Origin of the sequence: Lactobacillus sp. UMNPBX15 (assembly GCF_002553785.1) — a bacterium.
GTDB lineage: Bacteria > Bacillota > Bacilli > Lactobacillales > Lactobacillaceae > Lactobacillus > Lactobacillus crispatus.
The window spans coordinates 1-21,564 of record NZ_PCYV01000021.1 but is presented as its reverse complement, the minus strand read 5'-3'; the positions used below and the strand labels follow the sequence as shown (position 1 = coordinate 21,564).

The window sequence follows — 21,564 nt, the reverse complement described above, 5'->3', positions numbered from 1 at the left end:
GTTGAAAAAATTGCATAAGCACAATGAAAAAGTTACATTGATTAGTAACTTTTTTATTTTTTTGTGTTGATTTAGATGCTATAAAATGTGTTAGTATCTATAAAGCTTGCGAGGATAATTGGCTCATAACTTGAAAGATCAGCATTTCTAAGGCGGGTTACTACTTTCAACTCTTGAATACAAAATATGTTAATCTTTCCCACGGTAATATCTTTTAAGTTCTTGATATAAAGAACTATTTTCTAGCAAGTATTCATTATAGTGAAAAATTCCTAGTATTTTCTGGCAGAAAGGTTGCATTATTGTGACTACAAGTGTAAACTAATAAATGTTAGGAGTCTACAAACGTAAACTTAGAATTCAATTAATGGAGGAAGCCAATTGAAGGATGCAAAGAATGTAACCATCACCGATTCTGAATGGATGGTTATGAAAGTAATTTGGACAATGGGACACGCGACTAGTCGTGAACTAATTGATACTATGAACGAATTAGAAGGCTGGTCAGCTTCAACAACCAAAACGCTACTTCACAGGTTGATTCAAAAACGGGCGGTTGCGCAGCATGGCGGCAGTCGACCATTCACGTATAAGCCGGTTGTTGGCGAGAAGGAATCAATGGCGGTAGCGGCAGATGATTTGTTTGACCATATGTGTGCGATGCGGGCTGGTTCAACAATTGCCGGCGTTATTCAGTCAAGGGAACTCTCACGGGCGGATATTGCTAACTTACAGGCGATTCTAGCTGAAAAGGCCAAAACAGCGCCCGAGGAAGTTCAGTGTAACTGTTTGCCAGGTGATCAAAAGTGTTAAGACTGTGGTGTTCTGTTTACTTTTAGGATTGCTGCACAAAAATCCCGAGCCCGGGGATTTCCACACAAGGAACTTATATTTAGGCTTCTAACCGCTTTGCTACGCACACTTATTTTTAGGAGGGTCGATAATCATGGAAAATAAAGAGGAACATATGAACATGAAAAACATGAGTGCTAAGAATATGGAAAATAATGAATCAAATATGAGTCATATGGATCACGATATGACCGAAACGGATCACAGCCAAATGAACATGAATCACGGTGATATGGATATGGCTGGGACCGACATGATGATGCACGGTGGCTCAATGATGCATATGGGGAATTTGAAAGTTAAATTTTGGGTCTCCGTTGTCTTAGCGATTCCAGTTTTACTGTTAGCACCAATCATGGGTTTAAACGTTTCCATCCTTAGTTTCAGTTCACCGCTAATTGTTGGCATTATCATCGTTTTGTTTGATACGGCACTTTACTTTTATGGCGGAATGCCCTTTTTAAAGGGGGCTAAAGCGGAAATTCAGAATAAATCTCCTGAAATGATGACGCTAGTAACCCTTGGAATTTCCGTTTCGTATTTCTACAGTTTGTACGCATTTATTGCCAACAACTTCTTGAACCCGGCAAATCCTGTAATGGATTTTTCGTTCGAACTTGCAACCCTGATTTTAATTATGCTTCTAGGACACTGGATTGAAATGAATGCATTGATGGGGGCTGGGAATGCATTACAAAAGATGGCGGCTCTGTTGCCTAAGACGGCCCATCTAGTTACAGATAATGGTGAAACAAAAGAAGTGCCAGTATCTGATTTAAAAGTTGGTCAAGCTTTCCAAGTGCGTTCAGGTGAGAGTATTCCAGCCGATGGTGTTATTACGGCTGGGGAGTCGACCGTGAATGAAGCACTGGTAACCGGTGAATCTGCTGCCGTTACCAAGAACGTTGGCGATAAGGTCATTGGTGGTACAATCAACAATAACGGGACGCTAACGGTTAAAATTAGTGGTACTGGTGACTCCGGCTATCTTTCTCAAGTAATGAAAATGGTTCGAAATGCCCAGCAGGCTAAATCTAAAGCAGAAGATAAAGCTGATTTAGTTGCCAAGTATCTATTTTACGCGGCACTTAGTGTTGGGATTATTGCTTTCTTTGCCTGGTTACCCCAGGGATTGGCGACTGCAATGACGATCATGGTGACCGTCTTCGTGATTGCTTGCCCGCATGCATTAGGATTAGCGATTCCATTAGTGGTTTCTCGTTCTACTACGATTGGCGCTCAAAATGGGCTATTAGTTCGAAATCGCCAAGCCATTGAAGCAAGTCAACATGTTAGCCACGTTCTCTTGGATAAAACTGGCACGTTAACAGAAGGTAAATTTACGGTGAATGCATTGATTCCAAATAATGGGATTGACGAAACAACGTTATTAAGCCGACTGGCCGCCCTTGAAAATAATTCGACTCATCCGCTGGCCCAAGCAATCATTGCTGAAGCCCAAGCGAAGGACATTGAAGTCGTTGCGGCTGAAAAGTCTCAAAATATTCCGGGTGTTGGTATTTCCGGTAATATTGATGGCACTGACTATATGATTGTTAATGGTAACTATTTAACGAAGCAAGGGATCAGGTTTGACAAAGCCGCTGCTGATAAATGGGCTGCTAAGGGTAATTCCGTCAGCTTCCTATTGCAGGGCACCCAAGTTCAAGGAATGGTTGCTGAAGGCGACACCATCAAAGCGAGTGCTATGGAATTAATTAGTGGTCTTCAGAGGCGAGGAATTACCCCCGTAATGCTCACTGGCGATAATCCAAAAGCCGCGGAACACGTTGCTAACTTACTAGGATTGACTGAATTCCATGCAGGCCTATTACCAGATGATAAGCAAAAGATTATTGCTGATTATCAAGCAAAGGGCAATCACGTCATCATGGTTGGTGACGGCGTAAATGATGCACCAAGTCTTTCCGCGGCCGATATTGGAATTGCAATTGGTGCCGGAACCGATGTTGCCATTGATTCCGCTGATGTTGTGTTGGTTAAATCAGAACCCAGCGATATTTTACATTTTCTTGATTTGGCTAAAATCACAAATCGGAAAATGGTTCAAAATCTCTGGTGGGGAGCAGGCTACAATATTGTCGCAATTCCACTCGCTGCCGGTGTGTTGTCATTTATGGGAATCACTCTAGACCCAGCCGTTGGTGCTGTGGCCATGGCGATGTCGTCAATTATCGTGGCAATTAATGCGATGGGATTGACTGGTAAAAAGATTAAAAACGTGTAATTAAGTGATGACAAAAACTTATTATAGAAACAAAGCAAAAGGAAGTGAAACTATGTCACAATGGATTCTGATAGCCCTTTTTCTTCTAGCACACCCACTCATGATGCTATTTATGCACAAGGGTATGCACGGTGGCTCTGGTAGTATGGGCTGCTGTGGAAACAACACTCAACAAAATTCCAATAATACTGAAAAGCCACGTAAAAAAGTCAATTAACTTGGGGGTATATATTATATAAAAATATTAACTGGTAGTCGCGGTGATGAGGTCCATGAACACCTTTACGAAAATGGTCAAAGACGGGTTGGTCATCGTATACTAAAGAAAAATACAGTGACAAACAACGGAGAATTTCACCCTGTACCTGGAAATATAGTTCTCATTCCCTTAAAAGGGACGGTGAAACTGACCACACCAGATCAAGAATGTACAATCAAAAATGGTCAACTTGCAATACTTGGACCAACTGATAGTTTTTACTTAACTGCAATTGATGATGTTGAATTTGTCGGTGTTGTTGATATTAAATAGCTCAAAAAGAGTGTCACATGGCACTCTTTTTTATATATGCTGGCTTCTCCATATTTACGACACATATGACTGTTTTAATAAAGTGTATTTCAAAAAAATAGAGGAGAAAGACCAGCTGGTAGTTTGGTCTTTTTTCTCTTGAAAAAAATGCATTCTAAATAGTTAATTCATTTTCTTGTGGTTAAGCTAACACTAGCCTGCCCCGCTCGGGTAGAGTTCTGCATGAGATGCGCTCGCTATGCAATAGCCCGTCGGAGGTTTTTCTAGCCGGATAATAGGCGCAGAAAAATAGCAGTTCTCCCAGTAGGAAGGGAGAACGCTACTACCTCGTAGAACCCACACTTTGCCTTGTAAAGTATAGTTGGTTATACTTACTTGGAAATAATCACCGAATTCCAGTTAGAAACTATTTTGTAACTACGTTTTGAGGAGGATAAAATGCGTTCTTACGTCCGGCATTACCCACTAGCGATAGCTAAATTAATGTGTCTGTGCTCCCCTAAAATCTGCTGATTTATTACTGACTAATACAGGAGGTTTTTATGGGACAGACAATCATATCTGCTATTGGTGTTTATATTTCCACCAGTATAGATTATTTAATTGTTTTGATTATTTTATTTGCACAGCTATCACAGAATAAACAGAAATGGCATATTTATGCTGGGCAATATCTAGGCACGGGCTTACTTGTAGGGGTGAGTTTAGTTGCTGCTTATGTCGTCAATTTCGTGCCTGAAGCATGGATGGTTGGATTGCTTGGTTTAATCCCTATCTATTTAGGGATTCGCTTTGCAATTGTTGGAGAAGGTGAGGAAGAAGAAGAAGAAGAGGAAGAAATTATTGAAAGATTAGAACAAAGTAAGGCAAATCAACTGTTTTGGACAGTTACATTGCTGACAATTGCGTCTGGCGGAGATAATTTAAGTATCTATATACCTTATTTTGCTTCGTTAGATTGGGCACAGACCCTCGTGGCGTTGCTTGTGTTTGCAATCGGCGTAATTATCTTTTGCGAGCTTAGTCGGGTGCTATCCTCTATTCCGTTAATATCCGAGACAATTGAAAAATACGAGCGAATCATTGTGCCCTTAGTATTCATTCCACTTGGACTATACATCATGTATGAAAATGGCACGATAGAGACTTTTCTAAACTTTATTTTATAGATAAAAAAGCCCCTTAAATGATATGACCCCCGAAATTAGTGTTCTAATTTCGGGGGTTATTTTCATGACTAAATACACTAAAGAAATCAAACTTGCTATCTACCACGAATGGGTAAATGATTACAGAAGAGGCACCTACCTTAGCCGGAAATATGGGATGGGGCGTGGAGGAATCCAGTATTTGGTGGGCTTGATTCAAAAACATGGTGAAGATATTCTGGATCGCCCTCAACAGAAATATACTGCTGATTTCAAGCTTGCTGCCATTGATAGAGTTCTGCTAGGCGGTGAAGCACTTAGACAGGTTTCTCTAGACTTAGGACTTGCAAAAACAGTCCGTCTTTTTATAGAAATTATAAAATTTGTACTTTAACTCGCATAAATCGTAAATATCTAATATAGGGATGCTGAGATCGCAATTCTAAGAACAAGTTTATTAAAGCTATTAATAATTAATCAAATAAGGTCACAGAAACACAAAAAATCTAGTTAGCAAAAAACTAACTAGATTTTTTAATATCTTTTACTCATTAGTAAGCAATAAAGTGATCAGAGTGTTCTTGGCGACCATCCTTGTTACGTTCTTGCCATGAAACTGAAAAACCAAAGTAAGTAGTTTCTGGGTGATCAATAGAGTTATAAGTCAACATGATTTGGGCATGACGAAGTTCAACTGTACTAAAGAGCATTCCAACTACATCATTGTAAACAGAACGTTGTAAAGTAGACTCTTTTGGAATATTTGAAGCTTATCTGTAAAATATTACAAATGTTACTTTTTTACAATAAATCTGTTGAAACGCTTGTCTAGACCTGATTTGCTGGATACAATGGAGGTGTTACATTAAGGAGGACACGTTTTATGAAGAAGAGACTTTTGACCAGTTTTGCTGCTGCCGCTATGCTTACTTCTGTAGCTGTGCCAGCAGTAAACACTACGATGATGAATCAGGCCTCAAGCCAACGAGTTTCTGCCGCTACCGCTGATCAAACTGCATTTTTAAATAAAGCTGCTAAACAAGCAGTTAAAGCAGCCAAAAAATATGGAACTTTGCCATCAGTGATGATTGCCCAAGCAATAACTGAGTCAGGCTGGGGTAAATCAGGGTTAGCCGTGAATGCCAACAACCTTTTTGGGATGAAGGCTGATAGTTCTTGGACTGGTGAAACTTATACTACCAAGACTAGAGAAGAAGACAAGAACGGTAAGAGTTACTATATTACTGCCGCATTTAGAAAGTATCCATCTTTTGAACAATCATTTGAAGATAATGGAAGCAAGTTGAGAAATGGTGTTTCTTGGGATCCATTGCGTTACAAGGGTACTTGGATTGAGAATGCTTCAACTTATGCATCAGCTACCAAGGCTTTGACTGGGACTTACGCTACCGATTCTAAGTATGATAGGGCTTTGAATAGTCATATTACTAGTTTGAATTTGACCAAATATGATCCTGTAACTATTAATACTACGAGAACTTATACTGCTGGTAAGGATAGTTCAACTTATAATTGGCCAACTGCTCCATCTGTTGCCAGTGCTATTGGCTCTGTTAAAGCTGGTGAAAAAGTAGTAGTTACCAAGACTATTACTTTCCATGATGGTTCAAGCAGAATGTATATTGATGGTCGCGGTTGGGTTAATGGCTCAGTTTTGGACAAGAGCAGTTCTGCAACTAAGGAACCAGTAACTCAGGCACCTAAGAATGTGAAGCCCGTTTCTAAGAACTTGATGCATAATGCCTATGTTTATGACCAAAACGGTAAGAAGTTAAAGGGCAAGATGTTCAAGACCAGTGATGAAAATGGTGGCAAGTGGATCAACACTTACGGTACCAAGACAATCAAGGGTAAGACTTACTATCGTGTCGGTGAAAATGAATACATTGCAGCTGGCAATATTGATGGTACTTTGAAGTTCTTGAAGAAAACTTCCTATGTTTATAATCAATATGGCAACCGCGATAACAATTTGAAGCACAAAAAGCATAGCCAAATTGCCACTTATGGTAGTGCAGTAACAATTAATGGTAAGAAATACTATCGAGTAGGTATTCGTCAATACATTAAGAAATCAAACTTCATGTAGTTAAGGAAAGAATTTCATTGTGAAAGTACGCAAATTTTTGATTGCCTTAATTGCATTTTTCGGCGTAATTGGTGTAATGTCAACTAACCAAGTCGACGCCGCTTCAATTAACAGTTTGGCTAAGAAGTACCAATATAGTGGGGTTACCTATTTATACAAAATGCTCAAACTAGAGGGGATAAAGTACAATGAATTCCCTGGTGTTGAGTATCAAAATGGCAAACCAGAAGGGATTGTAGTTCATGAAACTGATGATCCCGGTGCGACTGCTCACGATGAAGCAATTTACTTTAACCGTGAATGGAATAAGATTAATGCTTACGTAAATGCTTTTGTTGATAGCAAGCAAATTATCCAAATGTGTTCTCCTAACGTTGGTACTTGGGGTGCAGGGCAACAAGCTAATAACCGCTTTATTCAAATAGAACTATGTGAAGAAAGCAGTCGTGATGCCTTTGCTAAGTCAGTTAATAATGATGCAATTTATATTGCTAAGTTGTTGCACCGCTATGATCTAAAGCCAGATAATGCTTGCGATGATGGTGATGGTACAATTTGGTCGCACAAGGCAGTTAGCACCTTTTTAGGTGGGACTGATCACGTTGACCCTGATGGTTACTTTGCCAAATGGGGTTATGATATGGATCAATTTTATTCTTTAATAAAGTATTACTACGACTTACAAAAGAAGAATGAAAATACTAACAGTAAAGATCCAAACAAGATTAAGGACGAAGTATCAGCAGAAGTTCAAGGCGCAGTAACTTTAGGCCATGATGCTTATGTTTACGACAAGAACGGCAAGAAGACCAAGACCTTGAAGTTAGCTGGTAGTCCAGTAACTGTTTTAGGTTACAAGTTGATCAATAATAAGAAATACTACCAGATTGGTAAGAATCAATATGTAGTAGCTACTAATATTGACGCGACAGTTAGAACTGCAAAGAAGAATACTTACTTGCGGACACGCTTAGGCCGAATTCAAAAAGATAATTTGGTCAGAAAAGGCAGCCGAGTGATGACTTACGGTAGTAAGATCACCATTAACAATCAAAAGTATTATGCTTTGAATGCTACGCAATATGTATTAGCAAGCGATATTAGATAGAAAAAGATACGTCTTAAACCACAATTAATGGGAATTAAGGCGTATTTTTTGTATAATTCTTGTGTTGAATGTGAAAAGGGGAGAGTATATGGCGCAATTATCACTATTTTTAGTCGTCTTATTGGCGCTCGTGATTCCAATTTTTATGGCGCGTTTTAAAATTAGTACCGTGCCAACCGCAATTGCGGAAATTATTGTGGGAATTATTGTCGGTTCGAGCGGCTTTAACATTGTGGTTTCGACACATGATTTGACGTTTTTATCGAACCTCGGCGTAACTTTGCTGATGTTTTTATCAGGGATGGAAATTAACTTCGATCTCTTGCAACGGAAAAATAATCCGAAAGCTAAGTCACAAGCAGGAAAAACAGTTGATCCTTTGCCTACTGCTTTAACTGCTTTTGCCGGCATTGTGATTATGGCCTTTATTTTAGCTTATGTTTTGAAGCTAATTAGCTTATTTAGCAATATTGTTTTAGCAGCGATTATTTTTATGACTGTTGCTTTAGGGGTTGTTATTGCTACCTTGAAAGAAAAAGATATCCTTGGGCGGCCGATCGGACAGACGGTCTTACTGACTGCCGTGTTAGGTGAAGTAATTCCGCTGCTTTTGTTAACGATTTATGCTTCAGTTAATGGGGGCAACGCAGAGCAATTATGGCTGATTATCCTACTTTTTGTAGCGGCAATCTTTCTTTTGCGTCGTTTCAAGCAGCCATATCTTTGGTTTAGCAAAGTAACCAAGGCTACGACCCAATTGGATATTCGCTTGGCCTTCTTCTTAATTTTTGCTTTAGTTACAGTAGCCGAACGAGTTGGTGCCGAAAACATCTTAGGTGCATTCTTAGCCGGAATGGTTATGAAGTTGTTAGAGCCTAGTGAAGCTACTAAAGATAAGTTAACTTCCATTGGTTATGGTTTCTTTATTCCAATTTTCTTCATTATGACTGGAGTGGGCTTGAACTTAAAGTCATTATTTGCTCATCCATCATCATTGATGCTGTTGCCAGTTTTGGTTATCTTCTTGTTCTTGGCTAAAGCTCCAGTCGTCTTAATCTATATGCGTTACTTTGAGAAAAAGAATGCTTTTGCTGGTGGTTTTTTAACGGCAACGACGATTACGATTGTTTTGCCAACCTTGCAAGTTGCGCGTAAATTGCATGCAATTACTTCGACTCAATCTGACGTCTTTATCTTAGCAGCAGTAATTGTCTGCATTGTTAGTCCAATTGTCTTTAATTCTAACTTTGTTTTATCACCAGAAGATCGGATCAAAGAAACAGTTACTATCGTGGGTGCCAATGCCTTTACGGTACCAGTTGCTCATGATTTACATGATAATTGGTACTCAATCAAGATGTTTACTGATCAAAAGGACCAATACGAGACTTATGATAGCCGAGTTAAAGGCTTAACTTTGCTCAATAATTTGGATAATCAAAGTCTAGAACATAGCAGCGCCTTTGATTGTGATATTTTTGTCGCAGCAGGGCATCATGATCAAGAAAATGCACGCATGGCAGAATATGCCAAAGACTTAGGTGTTAAACGGGCAATTGCGCGGATGAATGAAGTAGACAGTGATACTTTATCGCACTGTCAAGAAGCAGGCGTGGAAGTATTTAACTTTACTAATGTGCGTTCAGCTTTAATGCGGGCCTTGATTGAATCACCAACGGTCTACAAGATTATGACTGATACCAATAACGTTTTGTACTCAGTAAAGGTGAAGAATACGCGTTATACTGGGCGACCACTTAGTGATTTGGAATTTGTTGACAAGATCACGGTTAGTCGAATTCGCCGTGGCAATGAATGGTTGATTCCGCATGGTTGGACTGTAATTGAACCAAATGATATTTTGATCTTTTCCGGGGCCTTTAAGGATGCGGATCAAGTAAAGAAATTATTGAGTCATCAAAATTAACCAAAAAAACTAGTTGCAAATTTTGCAGCTAGTTTTTTACTATCTTAATGATTTTGTCCTTCTACGGCTTTTATATCACTTTGACCATCACGCTCAACAATTGCGCCAATTGCTGCGGTTAGGCCTTTAACAATATCAGCTAGTGCCATCGAAGGCTGATTTGGCCTGGTGATAACCTGTTCTGGCAAAAATGGAATATGAATGAAGCCAGCTTTAAGCTTAGGAAATTCTTTTGTGCGCATGTACTGCACTTGGTAAAAAATATGGTTGCAGACATAGGTGCCAGCTGTGTTAGAAACTATTGCTGGTAAACCTGCCGCCCGAATTGCCTTGGCCATGGCCTTGATCGGCAGTTGTGTGAAGTAGGCGGTGTCCCCATCTGGTTGAATCGGTTCATCTAGTGGTTGATAGCCATCATTATCAGGGATGCGGCCATCGTTAATGTTGATGGCTACACGCTCAGGAGTTAGGGCGGACCGACCGCCAGCTTGACCAACATTGAGTACGTAGTCAGGTTGCTCTTTTACGATTGCTTGATGCACGACTTGGGCTGATTTATTAAAAACTGTAGGGATTTCTAATTTAATAATTTTTGCTCCCTTGATGGTATCAGGCAATTTTTTGACTGCCTCAATGGCAGGATTAATCTTATCGCTGCCAAAAGGATCAAAACCAGTTACTAGAATTTTCATTGTTTGTCTCCATTTAGAAAATTTTGAGAATAGTTAAATCATTGAATTTCTTGCTTTGGTCAAAATTTGCATTGTCTCTAAAGTATTCACGAAAGCTAAGTCAGCTTTTTGGGTATCATGTTGGTTGATCATTTGAGCAAAGGCATTAAACTCAGCCGCCATACGGTGAGGATATTTGTTTAAGCTGTAACGCTTAGGCTTTTCATTGCGCATCTCAACTGTGAAATTATCGAGCGTTCCCGTTGAACCGTCAAAGTAGATGCTGCCTTTTTCACCTTCAATAAAGGAACGTGGTGTTACGTAGCTATCTTTGGCCGCAGTGAGGGATGCTTGCTTATCAGGGTAAGAAAGATGAAGAATCCCAGAAGTATCAACGCCTTTTTGCATATTTGCATAATATTGAACTTGATCAGGCAAGCCAAACAACGCAGCTACTAAGTGAATATTGTAGATATTCAAGTCCATCAAGGCGCCACCATCTTTTTTAGGGTCAAAAACTGGGGCAATTTTACCAGTCAAGAAGGCATCATAACGGCTGGAATATTGCGTATAATTCAGATTAATGATGTGGATTGGGGCGATCTTAGCGATTTCTGCTTTAATCTGTTTGAAGTTCTCTAAATAAAGGTTAGTAATGGCTTCAGCAATGATTAAGTCTTTTTCGTCAGCGAGCTTTTTTAGTTCTTCAGCTTCGGCAGTGCTTTGGACAAAAGGTTTTTCACAGATGACATTTTTGCCATGTTCAAGCGCAGCTTTAGCAACTTCGTAATGAAGAAAGTTGGGTACAGCCACATAAACTGTGTCAACTCCAGGGTCGGCTAGCAATTCATCATTGTCGGTGTAAGTGCGGGCAATGTGATATTGCTGGGCTAAATCTTGCGCAATTTTTTCACTACGTTTAGTTGATGAAATGGCCGTAATCGTCATGTTTTTTATTTGGTCAGCGGTTGTTAAAAAATCGTGGACGATCATGCCGCTGCCGATAATTCCTAATTTCATTTTTGACCTACTTCTTTTTAGTATTAGTAGTTGGCAAATCTTTGGCGTTGGTTGCGGAAGTTGGGACTTTCAAGAAGTCGTGGCTGCCGAAGTTGCCGTAACTTTGACCAACCTTAACGTGCATTAATTTGCCTAGTTTTAAGTTAACAAAGACATTAAAGGTGGATAGTTTATCATCCTTAACAACAGCCTTTACATTCATTGATTGGTATTTGCCCAATTTTTGAATTTGCTTGAAAACCTTAGCTTGATTGGTGCTTTGTGCAGTAGTGTTAAAAATTGGTGCTGCCGCCTTTTTCATTAAAGCTTGATCAGTACTTTTAGCAGTTAAAGTGTAAGTATAAACACCATCTTTTTTGCTTTTCTTCATCTTATAAGCTGAAACTAACTGATCACTTGGGTTGGTAATCATGTGATTATTCATAATTGCATCAGTTAATTCAGCGTAATTGTGGCCAGTAAGTTTTTCAAGATCAGCCTTATACCAAGTGCTTTGCCCATTGATGTAAACATTATTGAGGTTAACCCATTCTTCATTGGAACTGGTTTTACCTTTATTGGTTGTTTGGTTAGTGATATGGTAAACCGTGTTTTTCCCACCAAAGGTAGTATTGGCTAAAGCTACTTGACTTGAAGTATCTGTTCCCAAGGTAACTGATTGAATAACTTGTCCAGATTGAAAGCCTTTCTTCATCTTTTGCACCACTTGAGTCTTGGTTAAAGCTGGCGCAGCTTTCTTTTCTTGTTTACTACAGCCCCCTAATAAAAAGAGGGCGGCGAAGGATAAGCCGATAATTGTTTTCTTTAATTTCATTTGCATTTCTCCTGTATGTTTCAATTAATTCTATTATAACTAAAAAATCTGCTTCTTATTGACGAAGCAGATTATTCTTTAATTTTATTTTGTATTAAGCTTGCCTAAATCAACGGCTGACTTCTTAACTGAAGCGGGTACAGTTAACTTTTTAACTTGGTTAATTTGATCAATTTGCATGGTGAAGTTCTTCTTTTGACCGTCGTCTTTGTAGGTCGAGTCAATATTAACCTTTTTGATATGATAGTTTTGATCAACGTTAATTTGGATATCATTTTTGATCGGCTTCACATTATCAAGATCAATCCCGATTAAAGCAGTGAAAGCCGAGTCAGAAATAATGGCATTCCAAATTTTCTTGTTGTTTCCTTTATAAATAAGCAGGTAATCTTTGCCGTTTTGCTTTACCTTAAAGGATTTAGCAGTAGGGATAAAAGGCATGAGCAAGCTGCCGTTTAAGCTATCGGTGATGGCGCCGTAAGCACTAGTTTTAGATAATTTAGTCTTGAACCAGTGTTGTGAGTTGGTACCCTTCATTTTGATGTAATTGTTTTTGCCTTCAATCCACATTTGATAGTGGTTAGAATTGCTAGAAACATTGGCATAAATGACAGTTGGCTTTTTAGTGTATTGTGCTTCAGCTTTTTGTTGCGTTTTTTGATTAGCTGATTCATTCCAAGAAGCGTGCATTGAATTAAAATTATCTTTTTCTGCCTTGGTTAAAATAGTTTTAGCAGTAGGTAAATTAGCTGTTTTGTTTGAATCTGTTTTAGAGCAAGCTGTTAAAAAGAGTAGTGCTAATAAAACGGTAATGATAATATTTTGGTGTTTAAATTTCATACATAACTTTCTTTCATTAAATTTTTTCTTCTAGTATAGCAAGAATAACGTTACAAAATTGAAAAAACACGATTTTTTTAGTCTTAACTCTATGAAAAAATTTGTGAAATGTGTAAAATATGGATGAAACATTGAATTTTAAAAGGAGATATTTCATGTCAAAATTAGTTTTAATCCGTCACGGTCAAAGTGAATGGAACCTTTCAAACCAATTTACTGGTTGGGTTGACGTTAACCTTTCAGAAAAAGGTGTTGAAGAAGCTAAGAAGGCTGGCCGTTTAATCAAGGAACACGGTCTTGAATTTGACCAAGCTTACACTTCATTATTAACTCGTGCTATCAAGACTTTGCACTTTGCACTTGAAGAAAGTGGCCAACTTTGGATTCCAGAAACTAAGACCTGGAGACTTAACGAACGTCACTACGGTGCTTTACAAGGCTTGAACAAGAAGGCTACTGCTGAAAAGTACGGCGATGAACAAGTTCACATTTGGCGTCGCTCATACGATGTTTTGCCACCAGCTATTGATGATGACAACGAATTCAGTCAAGCACATGACCGTCGTTACGCAAACTTGGACCCACACATCGTTCCTAAGGCTGAAAACTTACACGTATGTCTTGATCGTGTAATGCCATTCTGGGAAGACCACATTGCTCCAGATTTACTTGACGGCAAGAACGTAATTATCGCAGCTCACGGTAACTCACTTCGTGCTTTGACTAAGTACATCGAAAACATTTCTGATGAAGACATTATGAACTTGGAAATGAAGACCGGTGAACCAGTTGTTTACACATTCGACGAAAACTTGGATGTTGTTAACAAGGAAAAGTTGGACGACTAATTTATTAAGTAGTTATTCACACAAATAGAACTTCGGCGTAAGTCGGAGTTTTTTTATGCACCAAAAAAGGCATCACCGTTAAGGGATGCCTTCTTTGTATCAACTTGCTCCAAAAACTATAATTATTTCTTTGATTTCATAATTTTTTTGGAACAACTTCATTATATTATAAATAAAGAAAGATCGCCATTTTTTCTAAGAAAGTGGTGAAAATTGACAGTTGTATATGATAAGTGCTATTTTGAGTTACAGGAGTGTAGAAATTGGGAGAAAAATATGCAAACAATCGATAATTCTCTCTTTCAAGTCTCTGTCGATGAGAATGGGGCCCGGATGGCACATCTGGTGTCTTTAACAGATCAATTTAATTATCTCGGCGAGCAAGAAAGTGAAGAAGGTATGGCACTTGCTTTTCCAGTAATGGATCAAGCCGATAATTTGGCTAACAAGTTGCCTTGGACCGTTGTTGACAAAGGTGATACTCGCGTAAGTCTAACTTTAATTGATACGCCGGAGAGCTATAAGAGTTTTCCATATCATTTTGAAGTAATGACTACTTATGCTTTGGAGGGTAATCAAGTCAACATATCCTTTTATTTGAAAAATTCTTCAAATAAGGAACTGCCATTTTCTTTGGGCTTTATCTTACCAACTTCTTGGCAAAGTGAAAGCCAGGTCAATAAGATTAGTTTGACTGGCAAAGAACATGGCATTGATCTTACTTCAACTGATTTTAAGTTGAGTGCAAAAGAAGGAAGCGTTACAGCTTTTACGGATAAAATTGAATTAGAGGCAAAAAGTAGCCATAATTTTGCGTTAAGCTTGACTTTGAAGTAAAAATTAGTAACGATTTTAATAAGATATACTAAGCAAGTCAGCGATGATTTGCTTTTTTTGTTATAATACATTCAATGTGAATTTACATCATAATAGGTATATTTTATGAAAGATAGAAAACAAAGATCTAATCACTCGCATAATAGTCGGGTAGACACACACAGTTATAAAAATCGTCATATTTGGGTCTGGGTTATTAGTATCGTAGCCTTGCTTGCGGTTGCTGGAGCGGCGTACTTTGCCTCAGTTTATTTCCGTACTAAGTCAGCGGTTGATAAGACCTATGATCCTAAGACTGCAGTGAAAACTACAGGTGAATTTGATGGAAAGAAGAAGTTCGCTGTTTTACTGATGGGGACTGATACAGGTGCCCTTGATCGAACTGAAAAGCGCGGCCGGACTGATACCATGATTTTAGCTGTAGTTAACCCTGCTAAGAAGCGTTACACATTGGTCTCAACACCGCGTGATACGATGGCACAGATGGTTGGAAGCGAGAGCTTCAAGACAGAAAAGATTAACGCCGCTTATGAATTAGGCGGGGCTAAGATGTCAATGGATTCAGTTTCTAAGTTAATCAATGTGCCAATCAAGTATTATGCCGTGGTTAACATGGGTGGAATCATGAAGATGATTCGCTATGTTGGCGGAATTAATATTAGACCAACGCTTAGCTTTGAATATGGCGGTTATATTTTTAAAAAGGGCAAGCTGACCCATATGGGTGGTGCAGGTGCGCTAGCATATTCTAGAATGCGTTATGATGATCCGCGTGGAGATTATGGTCGTCAAGAACGACAGCGGCAGGTAATTACCACCTTGATCAAGAAGGCAGTTTCAATTAGTTCATTATCAAATCTGGATTCAATTTTGACTTCTGTGTCAAGCAATGTTCGGACTAACTTGCCATTTAGTGCGATGCAGCAGATTGCGATGAATTATCGTAGTTGTGCCAATTCGTCATCTAGTGATTATCTACATGGTTACAATGCAATGATCGACGATGCGGCTTATCAAGTACAGCCAACTAGTGAATTGCAACGGATTTCTAACCTGGTGCGCAAAGAATTAGGTTTACCTAAGGAAACGATTTCAAATAATGAAACTTTCCAAAACGAAAAGAATATTGCAAATGGCTTTAGCTTTAAGAGCGAAAAAACGCAGCACTATCATATCTATGATTACACCGAAGAAGGTGATAATTAATGGCGCGCATTTGGGCTACTCTGATTGGCTACATTTTTGGAAATTTCTTAACGGCGATGATCGTTGGCAAAATCTTTTTAAAAATAAATCCTACTGAATACGGTTCACATAATCCAGGAACGGCTAACATGGGTGCTGTTTTTGGTAAAAAATGGGGTATTTTAACCTGTTTAGGCGATTTGCTTAAAAGTTTAATTGCCTTGTTTATTGTATATTTTGCTTTTCCAGCTCATATTAATATTGCTTATACAGGGCTAGGCCTGATCTTAGGACATTGTTTTCCAATCTGGGATCATTTTCGAGGTGGCAAAGGAGTTGCGGTTGCAGCTCAGGTAGCAGTTTTTTATAATTGGAAAGTTGGCTTTGCTACTTTATTAGTGGCTTTGGTATTAACAGCAATTATGCAAAATTTGACGATTCCGCCTTTAGTGTTTATGCTTTTATTCAGTATAAATACATTCTTGCATAATCAAGAAGCAGGATTTGTTTTTATCGTGATTACTTTGATCATGTGCTTTAAGTTCTGGCATGATATCGTAGACTTTTTCACCGGTCATGGCAAAAAGGTGGATATTCTGCTTTCAATTAAAAAGAAGCTAGGGATCATTAAGTAATGACAGAAATTTTTAGTGAGGACACAGACTAGAGAAAATGAGTGAGATTAACAAGAAAAAATCACTAAATGCTCTTCAAATCATTTGTTTGATTGTTGCAGCATTTTTCATGCTAGTGCAGATGTATTCTTGGGGGAGCACTTTTGGTAGATTACCATTAAGTACCCTAATGAGATTTATTCCAGGACTACTTGGTCACAGTACGATGGTACTAGTACCAATGGTCTTTGGTGCTGTTTATAGCAAAAGAAAGGTTCATCCAACTGAAGCCTTTAAGTTTTGGATTATAGCGGTTGTTACACTAGTGCTTTTATACTTGGTGAACTTCTTTAAACGACCAGGTACCTTTAATATGTGGAAGCTCTGGGGAGTATTTTTCCCAGTTTTGACTAGTACATCAGTATTGTTGGCTGGCTTGATTTTTAGTATGCTAGTTCAACCATACTTGTATGAATTACAACATCGCATTACTACTAAGCAAAATGTATTATTGCTTAGCGCATTAACTTTGACTGGTTTTGCGACTAGTGCAGGTACAATGATCTTTAACAAGTCAATTTATGGCATTTATTTGATCTTGTACTTTGCTTGGGGGATGTTTTTAGCTAACGTTAAAATTCCTAAAAAGGTCTTTGGCTGGTCAATTGCAGCTGGAGTAATGTCTTTCTTCGTAATGTTTATCGGTGTTCCCGGATTTAATGGGGTTTACTGGTACCAACGATTATCTGGTCGAAGTGGCGTTTATTCCTGGAATCCTAAATTTTTAAGTAATATTGCTTCACCATTTTTGTTCTTAATGGTTTTAGCAGCTTTCTTAATCTTTAGAAAAGTGATCGTTAGCTACAGTGCTAAGCAGATGCACTTCTTTATTCCAGTAATTATTTTTATGGACGCTCCAATTATTGGTGGTTTTGTTAAATCGTTCCGCTTTACCAATAGCGCTGGATTTAACAAGTTCTTGATGATTGTCATCATGATGCTAGCTGCCTGGGGCTTAAGCTGGCTATATGAGCGCTATTTATTCAAGGTGAAGCCGGTTAAACGGACGGTTGCTTTTTTCAAGCAACATAATAACTTAGCAGAAATTGTTGAAGATGCTTGGACTAACTTCACTGCTTGGATAGTTGAAAATCGAGTACGACTACTTACATGGGGCTGGTTCTATGTATTAAGTTTTGCTTCATTTTTAATTGAATCAGATAATCTGCGGATCCAAATTACGACTGCAACTGATATCAATGCCGTAATTTTCTTGCTCGGGACTAGATTCTTCGCTATTATTTTGACAGCAATCTTCCTTGATGCAATGTTTGCAATTTTCTACTTCATTACTACGCGTTACTGGACTTCAACAGTTTTAGTAACTGTAATTACAATTGGTTGGGCTATTGCTAACAAGATTAAATTAGATCTTCGTGGGGAACCAATTTATCCAACTGAATTAGACGAAATTGTTAACTGGAAGACCTTGATGCCAATGGTCGGCCAACAAAAGATAATTATGATCGCTATTGCCTTAGTAATTATCATTGCATTGACTGTCTTTCTTGAAATTAAGTTTCCAATTAAGAAAAAGGGCTCATGGAAACGCCGTGGTATTTGGGCATTGTTGAGTTTGCTTTTGTTCATGACACCAGTGCGCTTTAACCACGATGGCGGAATTATTTATCACATTAACCGTGGCTTTGATAATAAGCAATCGTTTAGAAACCCTGAACGTGATATTCAAATTAACGGTCCATTATTGAACTTCTTGAATTACTTTGACCTGCAGATTATGAATAAGCCAACTAACTATTCAAAATCTACAATTCAACATTTGAATGAGAAGTACAGCAAGATCGCTAATGAAATTAACAAAACAAGAAAGAATACTTTAAAGGATCAAACTATTGTCTACAACTTGAGTGAAAGTTTTGTTGATCCATATACTTTCCCAACAATTAAGATTGATCCAAAAACTTCAAACCCAGTTAAGTTTATCCAATCAATGAAGAAACGTGCCACATACGGTAGCATGCTTAGTGCCGGTTACGGTGGTGGTACTGCAAACATGGAATGGGAAACTTTGACCGGATTCAACATGGGTATGTTCAAGTCAACCTTGACTCCATATGTACAAATCGTACCAAACTACGACTTCTACCCAACCATTGGTATGGACTTCAACTACAAGTCAGCTGTTCACCCATTCATTGGTACTTACTACTCAAGAGTAGAAGACTACAAGAGATTTAAGTTTAACAAGTTCGTTTACCTTGGTTCTAAATACAAGATCATTGATCAAAAGAAACTTGGTAAGAGTACTTACAACTCTGACTTCACTGCTTATGCTAACGGTTTGAGACAAATCAACAGCATGAAGGGTGGTCAATTTATTAACTTGATCTCAATTCAAAACCACATGCCTTACAACAACTGGTATCCAAACAATGAATACATGGGCAAGGTATCTGGTGAACTCTTCAACACTGCCGCTGTTCGTGAGCAAATGGCAACTTACATCAAGGGTACGCAATACACCGACCAAGCTGTTAAGAAGTTTATTGGTCAAATTGATAAGATCAAGAAGCCAATTACCATTGTCTTCTACGGTGACCACTACCCAAGTATCTTGTCACAAAACTACACTGGCAAATATCCTGTTCAAATGCACTCAACTCGTTACTTCATTTACTCAAACAAGTACGCAAGACAACACGGTGCTAAGAACAAGTTGACTCACAACACTAACTTCGTCAACACTAGTGACTTCACTGCTATGATGCTTGAACAAACTAACACTAAGGTAACTCCTTACCAAGCACTTTTGACTGAAGTTCACGAGAAGCTTCCTGCAATTACCATTAACTTTAATGGTGACAAAGGCTTCCAATTGGTTGACCAAAAGGGTCACTTTGTAGATCCTAAGAAGTTGACTTCAGAACAACAAGCTATATTGAACGATTACGAAATGGTTCAATATGATATGACCGCTGGTCAAGCTTATGGCCTAAAAGCTAAGGGCTTTTACAAGATCGGTGACTAGCTAGAAGAAAGCTTGAGAGAAATCTCAGGCTTTTTTGTGGCAAAAAGAGTTGACGAAAGATGGTCTTCACGTTAAGATATCCTTATCTAAGTAGCAAATCAGCTCAGCGTTCAGAGAACTAGCGGTGTGGTGTGAGCTAGGCAGGCTGATTTTGACGAAGTACTAATGGGGTAGTTTCCATAAAGACTATTAAGAGGCGCGATACGCGCAAACGTGGGTGGTACCACGGCTAATAATGTAATTTAGTCGTCCCTTGGTCTTTTGACCAGGGGACGTTTTTTATTGGAGGAAAAACTATGGCAAAATTTGATATTTTGGAAGATTTAAAATGGCGTGGTGCCATTAATCAAGAAACTGATGAGGAAGGTTTGAGAAAGTACTTAGCAGAACATGACGATTTGGCATTGTACTGTGGTACTGACCCAACTGGTGATTCCCTTCACATTGGACACCTTATTCCATTCATGATCTTGAAGAGATTCCAAATGGCGGGCTACCATCCAGTAATTTTAATTGGTGGTGGTACTGGTGCGATTGGTGACCCATCAGGCCGTAAGACTGAACGTACTTTACAAACTGCGGAACAAGTTAAGCACAATGAAGAAAGCTTAACTAATCAAATGAAGAAGTTATTTGGTACTGAAAATTTTGAAATTAGAAACAATGCTGAATGGCTAAGCAAGCTTAACTTGATCGACTTCTTGCGTGATTATGGCAAGTTCTTCCAAGTTAACAATATGATTAACAAGGATGTTGTAGCTAGCCGTCTTGAAAATGGTATTTCATTTACTGAATTTACTTATCAAATTTTGCAAGCAATTGACTTCTACCACTTGAATAAAGATGATGGTGTTCAACTTCAAATTGGTGGTAGTGATCAATGGGGCAACATTACTGCTGGTATTGATTTAATCCATAAGCTTGAAGGTGCAGATCGTCCAGCCTTTGGTTTAACTATTCCATTGATGCTTAAGGCTGATGGTACTAAGTTTGGTAAATCTGCTGGTGGTGCTGTTTGGCTTGATCCAGAAAAGACTAGTCCTTATGAATTTTACCAATTCTGGATTAATCAAGATGACCGTGATGTGGTTAAATACTTGAAGTACTTCACTTTCCTTAGCCGTGAAGAAATCGAAGATTTAGCTGAAAAGACTGAGAAAGAACCTTGGAAACGTGCTGCACAAAAGAAGCTAGCTGAAGAAGTTACCAAGTTTGTTCATGGCGAAGCAGGTCTTGAAGAAGCTAAAATGATTACTGATGCCTTGTTCTCGGGCAATATCAAGAACTTATCAGTTGCTCAAATTGAACAAGGTTTGAAGAATGCTCCAAGTGCGGAAGCTGGCAATGAAAAGAAGAATATTGTTGATTTCTTAGTTGACACTAAGATTGAACCTTCTAAACGTCAAGCTCGTGAAGATGTAAAGAATGGTGCCATTTATGTTAATGGCGATCGTGAGCAAAGTACTGATTTCGAAGTTGATCCATCAAGTGACTTTGATGGTAAGTACGTTATTATTCGTAAAGGAAAGAGAAAGTATACTTTAGTTACAATTAAATAATTAAATATATGATTTTAACATTTTATATATAAAAATAGAGGAGACTGTAAAATAGTTTGTGTAAGGATGAATGATTCCTTAAATTTATTTCTTTAAACATTAGAAAAAGGAGTTCCTTTCTCGTATGATTGGTTTGAACAAAAAAAAACATACAGAAAGAAGAACTCCTTCATGAATGATTTTACCAAAGATTTTGCTCAAG

Annotated in this window: 19 protein-coding genes and 1 pseudogene; 15 read left to right on the top strand and 5 right to left on the bottom strand. The window is 38.4% G+C overall.

Annotated elements, in window-relative coordinates:
- Window positions 1-381 precede the first annotated feature (381 nt).
- From CP366_RS06270 to CP366_RS11110, 6 genes and pseudogenes are all read left to right on the top strand, one after another.
- On the top strand, window positions 382-813 hold the full coding sequence (locus CP366_RS06270; protein WP_089147959.1) for a CopY/TcrY family copper transport repressor: 432 nt from the start codon (window positions 382-384) through the stop codon (window positions 811-813).
- Window positions 814-946: 133 nt separating this feature from the next.
- Entirely contained in the window at window positions 947-3,100 is a 2,154-nt protein-coding gene (locus tag CP366_RS06265) for a heavy metal translocating P-type ATPase (RefSeq protein WP_089147960.1), read from the top strand.
- A 52-nt stretch (window positions 3,101-3,152) separates the two neighbouring features.
- Window positions 3,153-3,317: a DUF2933 domain-containing protein gene (locus CP366_RS06260; RefSeq protein ID WP_080542591.1), complete on the top strand. Its 165-nt coding sequence runs from the start codon at window positions 3,153-3,155 to the stop codon at window positions 3,315-3,317.
- 183 nt (window positions 3,318-3,500) lie between these two features.
- On the top strand, window positions 3,501-3,632 hold the full coding sequence (locus tag CP366_RS11070; protein ID WP_255404534.1) for a hypothetical protein: 132 nt from the start codon (window positions 3,501-3,503) through the stop codon (window positions 3,630-3,632).
- Window positions 3,633-4,174: 542 nt separating this feature from the next.
- Window positions 4,175-4,801, top strand: coding sequence for a CadD family cadmium resistance transporter (locus tag CP366_RS06250; RefSeq protein ID WP_089145686.1), 627 nt, complete (start codon window positions 4,175-4,177; stop codon window positions 4,799-4,801).
- Between the two features lie 64 nt (window positions 4,802-4,865).
- A pseudogene (locus CP366_RS11110) lies at window positions 4,866-5,135 on the top strand (IS3 family transposase); the annotation flags it as partial.
- Between the two features lie 196 nt (window positions 5,136-5,331).
- Here CP366_RS11110 and CP366_RS10700 read toward each other — a convergent pair.
- Entirely contained in the window at window positions 5,332-5,490 is a 159-nt protein-coding gene (locus CP366_RS10700; protein ID WP_023488447.1) for a hypothetical protein, read from the bottom strand.
- 173 nt (window positions 5,491-5,663) lie between these two features.
- On the opposite strand from CP366_RS10700, the gene CP366_RS06240 reads away from it, so the two are divergent.
- From CP366_RS06240 to CP366_RS06230, 3 genes are all read left to right on the top strand, one after another.
- Complete coding sequence (locus tag CP366_RS06240) at window positions 5,664-6,890, top strand: glucosaminidase domain-containing protein (protein WP_089145687.1); 1,227 nt, start codon at window positions 5,664-5,666, stop codon at window positions 6,888-6,890.
- 19 nt (window positions 6,891-6,909) lie between these two features.
- Window positions 6,910-7,998: an SLAP domain-containing protein gene (locus tag CP366_RS06235; protein ID WP_013085731.1), complete on the top strand. Its 1,089-nt coding sequence runs from the start codon at window positions 6,910-6,912 to the stop codon at window positions 7,996-7,998.
- A gap of 88 nt (window positions 7,999-8,086) precedes the next feature.
- Window positions 8,087-9,925, top strand: a complete 1,839-nt coding sequence (locus CP366_RS06230) for a monovalent cation:proton antiporter family protein (protein ID WP_065989875.1) — start codon at window positions 8,087-8,089, stop codon at window positions 9,923-9,925.
- 44 nt (window positions 9,926-9,969) lie between these two features.
- On the opposite strand, the gene pcp is transcribed toward CP366_RS06230, so the two are convergent.
- From pcp to CP366_RS06210, 4 genes are all read right to left on the bottom strand, one after another.
- Window positions 9,970-10,617, bottom strand: coding sequence for a pyroglutamyl-peptidase I (gene pcp / locus CP366_RS06225; RefSeq protein ID WP_065989873.1), 648 nt, complete (start codon window positions 10,615-10,617; stop codon window positions 9,970-9,972).
- A gap of 33 nt (window positions 10,618-10,650) precedes the next feature.
- On the bottom strand, window positions 10,651-11,616 hold the full coding sequence (locus tag CP366_RS06220; protein WP_013085734.1) for a Gfo/Idh/MocA family protein: 966 nt from the start codon (window positions 11,614-11,616) through the stop codon (window positions 10,651-10,653).
- Window positions 11,617-11,623: 7 nt separating this feature from the next.
- Window positions 11,624-12,430: a hypothetical protein gene (locus CP366_RS06215; protein ID WP_013085735.1), complete on the bottom strand. Its 807-nt coding sequence runs from the start codon at window positions 12,428-12,430 to the stop codon at window positions 11,624-11,626.
- Between the two features lie 84 nt (window positions 12,431-12,514).
- On the bottom strand, window positions 12,515-13,270 hold the full coding sequence (locus CP366_RS06210; RefSeq protein ID WP_013085736.1) for a DUF6612 family protein: 756 nt from the start codon (window positions 13,268-13,270) through the stop codon (window positions 12,515-12,517).
- 155 nt (window positions 13,271-13,425) lie between these two features.
- Between CP366_RS06210 and CP366_RS06205 the strand changes: the two genes are divergently transcribed.
- The 6 genes from CP366_RS06205 (at window position 13,426) to tyrS (ending at window position 21,362) form a co-directional block, all read left to right on the top strand.
- Complete coding sequence (locus CP366_RS06205) at window positions 13,426-14,118, top strand: 2,3-diphosphoglycerate-dependent phosphoglycerate mutase (RefSeq protein WP_005721679.1); 693 nt, start codon at window positions 13,426-13,428, stop codon at window positions 14,116-14,118.
- A 276-nt stretch (window positions 14,119-14,394) separates the two neighbouring features.
- Window positions 14,395-14,955, top strand: coding sequence for an aldose 1-epimerase (locus CP366_RS06200; RefSeq protein WP_023488455.1), 561 nt, complete (start codon window positions 14,395-14,397; stop codon window positions 14,953-14,955).
- 105 nt (window positions 14,956-15,060) lie between these two features.
- A complete protein-coding gene (locus CP366_RS06195) occupies window positions 15,061-16,161 on the top strand; it encodes an LCP family protein (protein WP_089146225.1) in 1,101 nt (366 codons plus the stop codon).
- Window positions 16,161-16,775 (top strand): glycerol-3-phosphate acyltransferase, encoded by a 615-nt coding sequence (locus CP366_RS06190; RefSeq protein ID WP_089146226.1) that lies wholly within the window; start codon window positions 16,161-16,163, stop codon window positions 16,773-16,775. The genes CP366_RS06195 and CP366_RS06190 overlap by 1 nt, the downstream gene beginning before the upstream one ends.
- 37 nt (window positions 16,776-16,812) lie before the next feature.
- Window positions 16,813-19,803 carry an LTA synthase family protein gene (locus CP366_RS06185; RefSeq protein WP_089146227.1) on the top strand — a complete coding sequence of 997 codons (2,991 nt, stop codon included), beginning with the start codon at window positions 16,813-16,815 and terminating at the stop codon, window positions 19,801-19,803.
- Between the two features lie 296 nt (window positions 19,804-20,099).
- Window positions 20,100-21,362 (top strand): tyrosine--tRNA ligase, encoded by a 1,263-nt coding sequence (gene tyrS / locus CP366_RS06180; RefSeq protein ID WP_005724067.1) that lies wholly within the window; start codon window positions 20,100-20,102, stop codon window positions 21,360-21,362.
- The last annotated feature ends 202 nt before the right edge of the window (window positions 21,363-21,564 follow it).

Bases quoted from the DNA above. Each gene is read 5' to 3' on its own strand.
- CP366_RS06195 (WP_089146225.1), top strand. From the start codon at position 15,061: ATGAAAGATAGAAAACAAAGATCTAATCACTCGCATAATAGTCGGGTA.
- pcp (WP_065989873.1), bottom strand. From the start codon at position 10,617: ATGAAAATTCTAGTAACTGGTTTTGATCCTTTTGGCAGCGATAAGATT.
- CP366_RS06260 (WP_080542591.1), top strand. From the start codon at position 3,153: ATGTCACAATGGATTCTGATAGCCCTTTTTCTTCTAGCACACCCACTC.
- CP366_RS06250 (WP_089145686.1), top strand. From the start codon at position 4,175: ATGGGACAGACAATCATATCTGCTATTGGTGTTTATATTTCCACCAGT.
- CP366_RS06190 (WP_089146226.1), top strand. From the start codon at position 16,161: ATGGCGCGCATTTGGGCTACTCTGATTGGCTACATTTTTGGAAATTTC.
- CP366_RS06215 (WP_013085735.1), bottom strand. From the start codon at position 12,430: ATGAAATTAAAGAAAACAATTATCGGCTTATCCTTCGCCGCCCTCTTT.
- CP366_RS06210 (WP_013085736.1), bottom strand. From the start codon at position 13,270: ATGAAATTTAAACACCAAAATATTATCATTACCGTTTTATTAGCACTA.
- tyrS (WP_005724067.1), top strand. From the start codon at position 20,100: ATGGCAAAATTTGATATTTTGGAAGATTTAAAATGGCGTGGTGCCATT.
- CP366_RS06185 (WP_089146227.1), top strand. From the start codon at position 16,813: ATGAGTGAGATTAACAAGAAAAAATCACTAAATGCTCTTCAAATCATT.
- CP366_RS06200 (WP_023488455.1), top strand. From the start codon at position 14,395: ATGCAAACAATCGATAATTCTCTCTTTCAAGTCTCTGTCGATGAGAAT.
- CP366_RS06265 (WP_089147960.1), top strand. From the start codon at position 947: ATGGAAAATAAAGAGGAACATATGAACATGAAAAACATGAGTGCTAAG.
- CP366_RS06220 (WP_013085734.1), bottom strand. From the start codon at position 11,616: ATGAAATTAGGAATTATCGGCAGCGGCATGATCGTCCACGATTTTTTA.
- CP366_RS06230 (WP_065989875.1), top strand. From the start codon at position 8,087: ATGGCGCAATTATCACTATTTTTAGTCGTCTTATTGGCGCTCGTGATT.
- CP366_RS06240 (WP_089145687.1), top strand. From the start codon at position 5,664: ATGAAGAAGAGACTTTTGACCAGTTTTGCTGCTGCCGCTATGCTTACT.
- CP366_RS10700 (WP_023488447.1), bottom strand. From the start codon at position 5,490: ATGCTCTTTAGTACAGTTGAACTTCGTCATGCCCAAATCATGTTGACT.
- CP366_RS06205 (WP_005721679.1), top strand. From the start codon at position 13,426: ATGTCAAAATTAGTTTTAATCCGTCACGGTCAAAGTGAATGGAACCTT.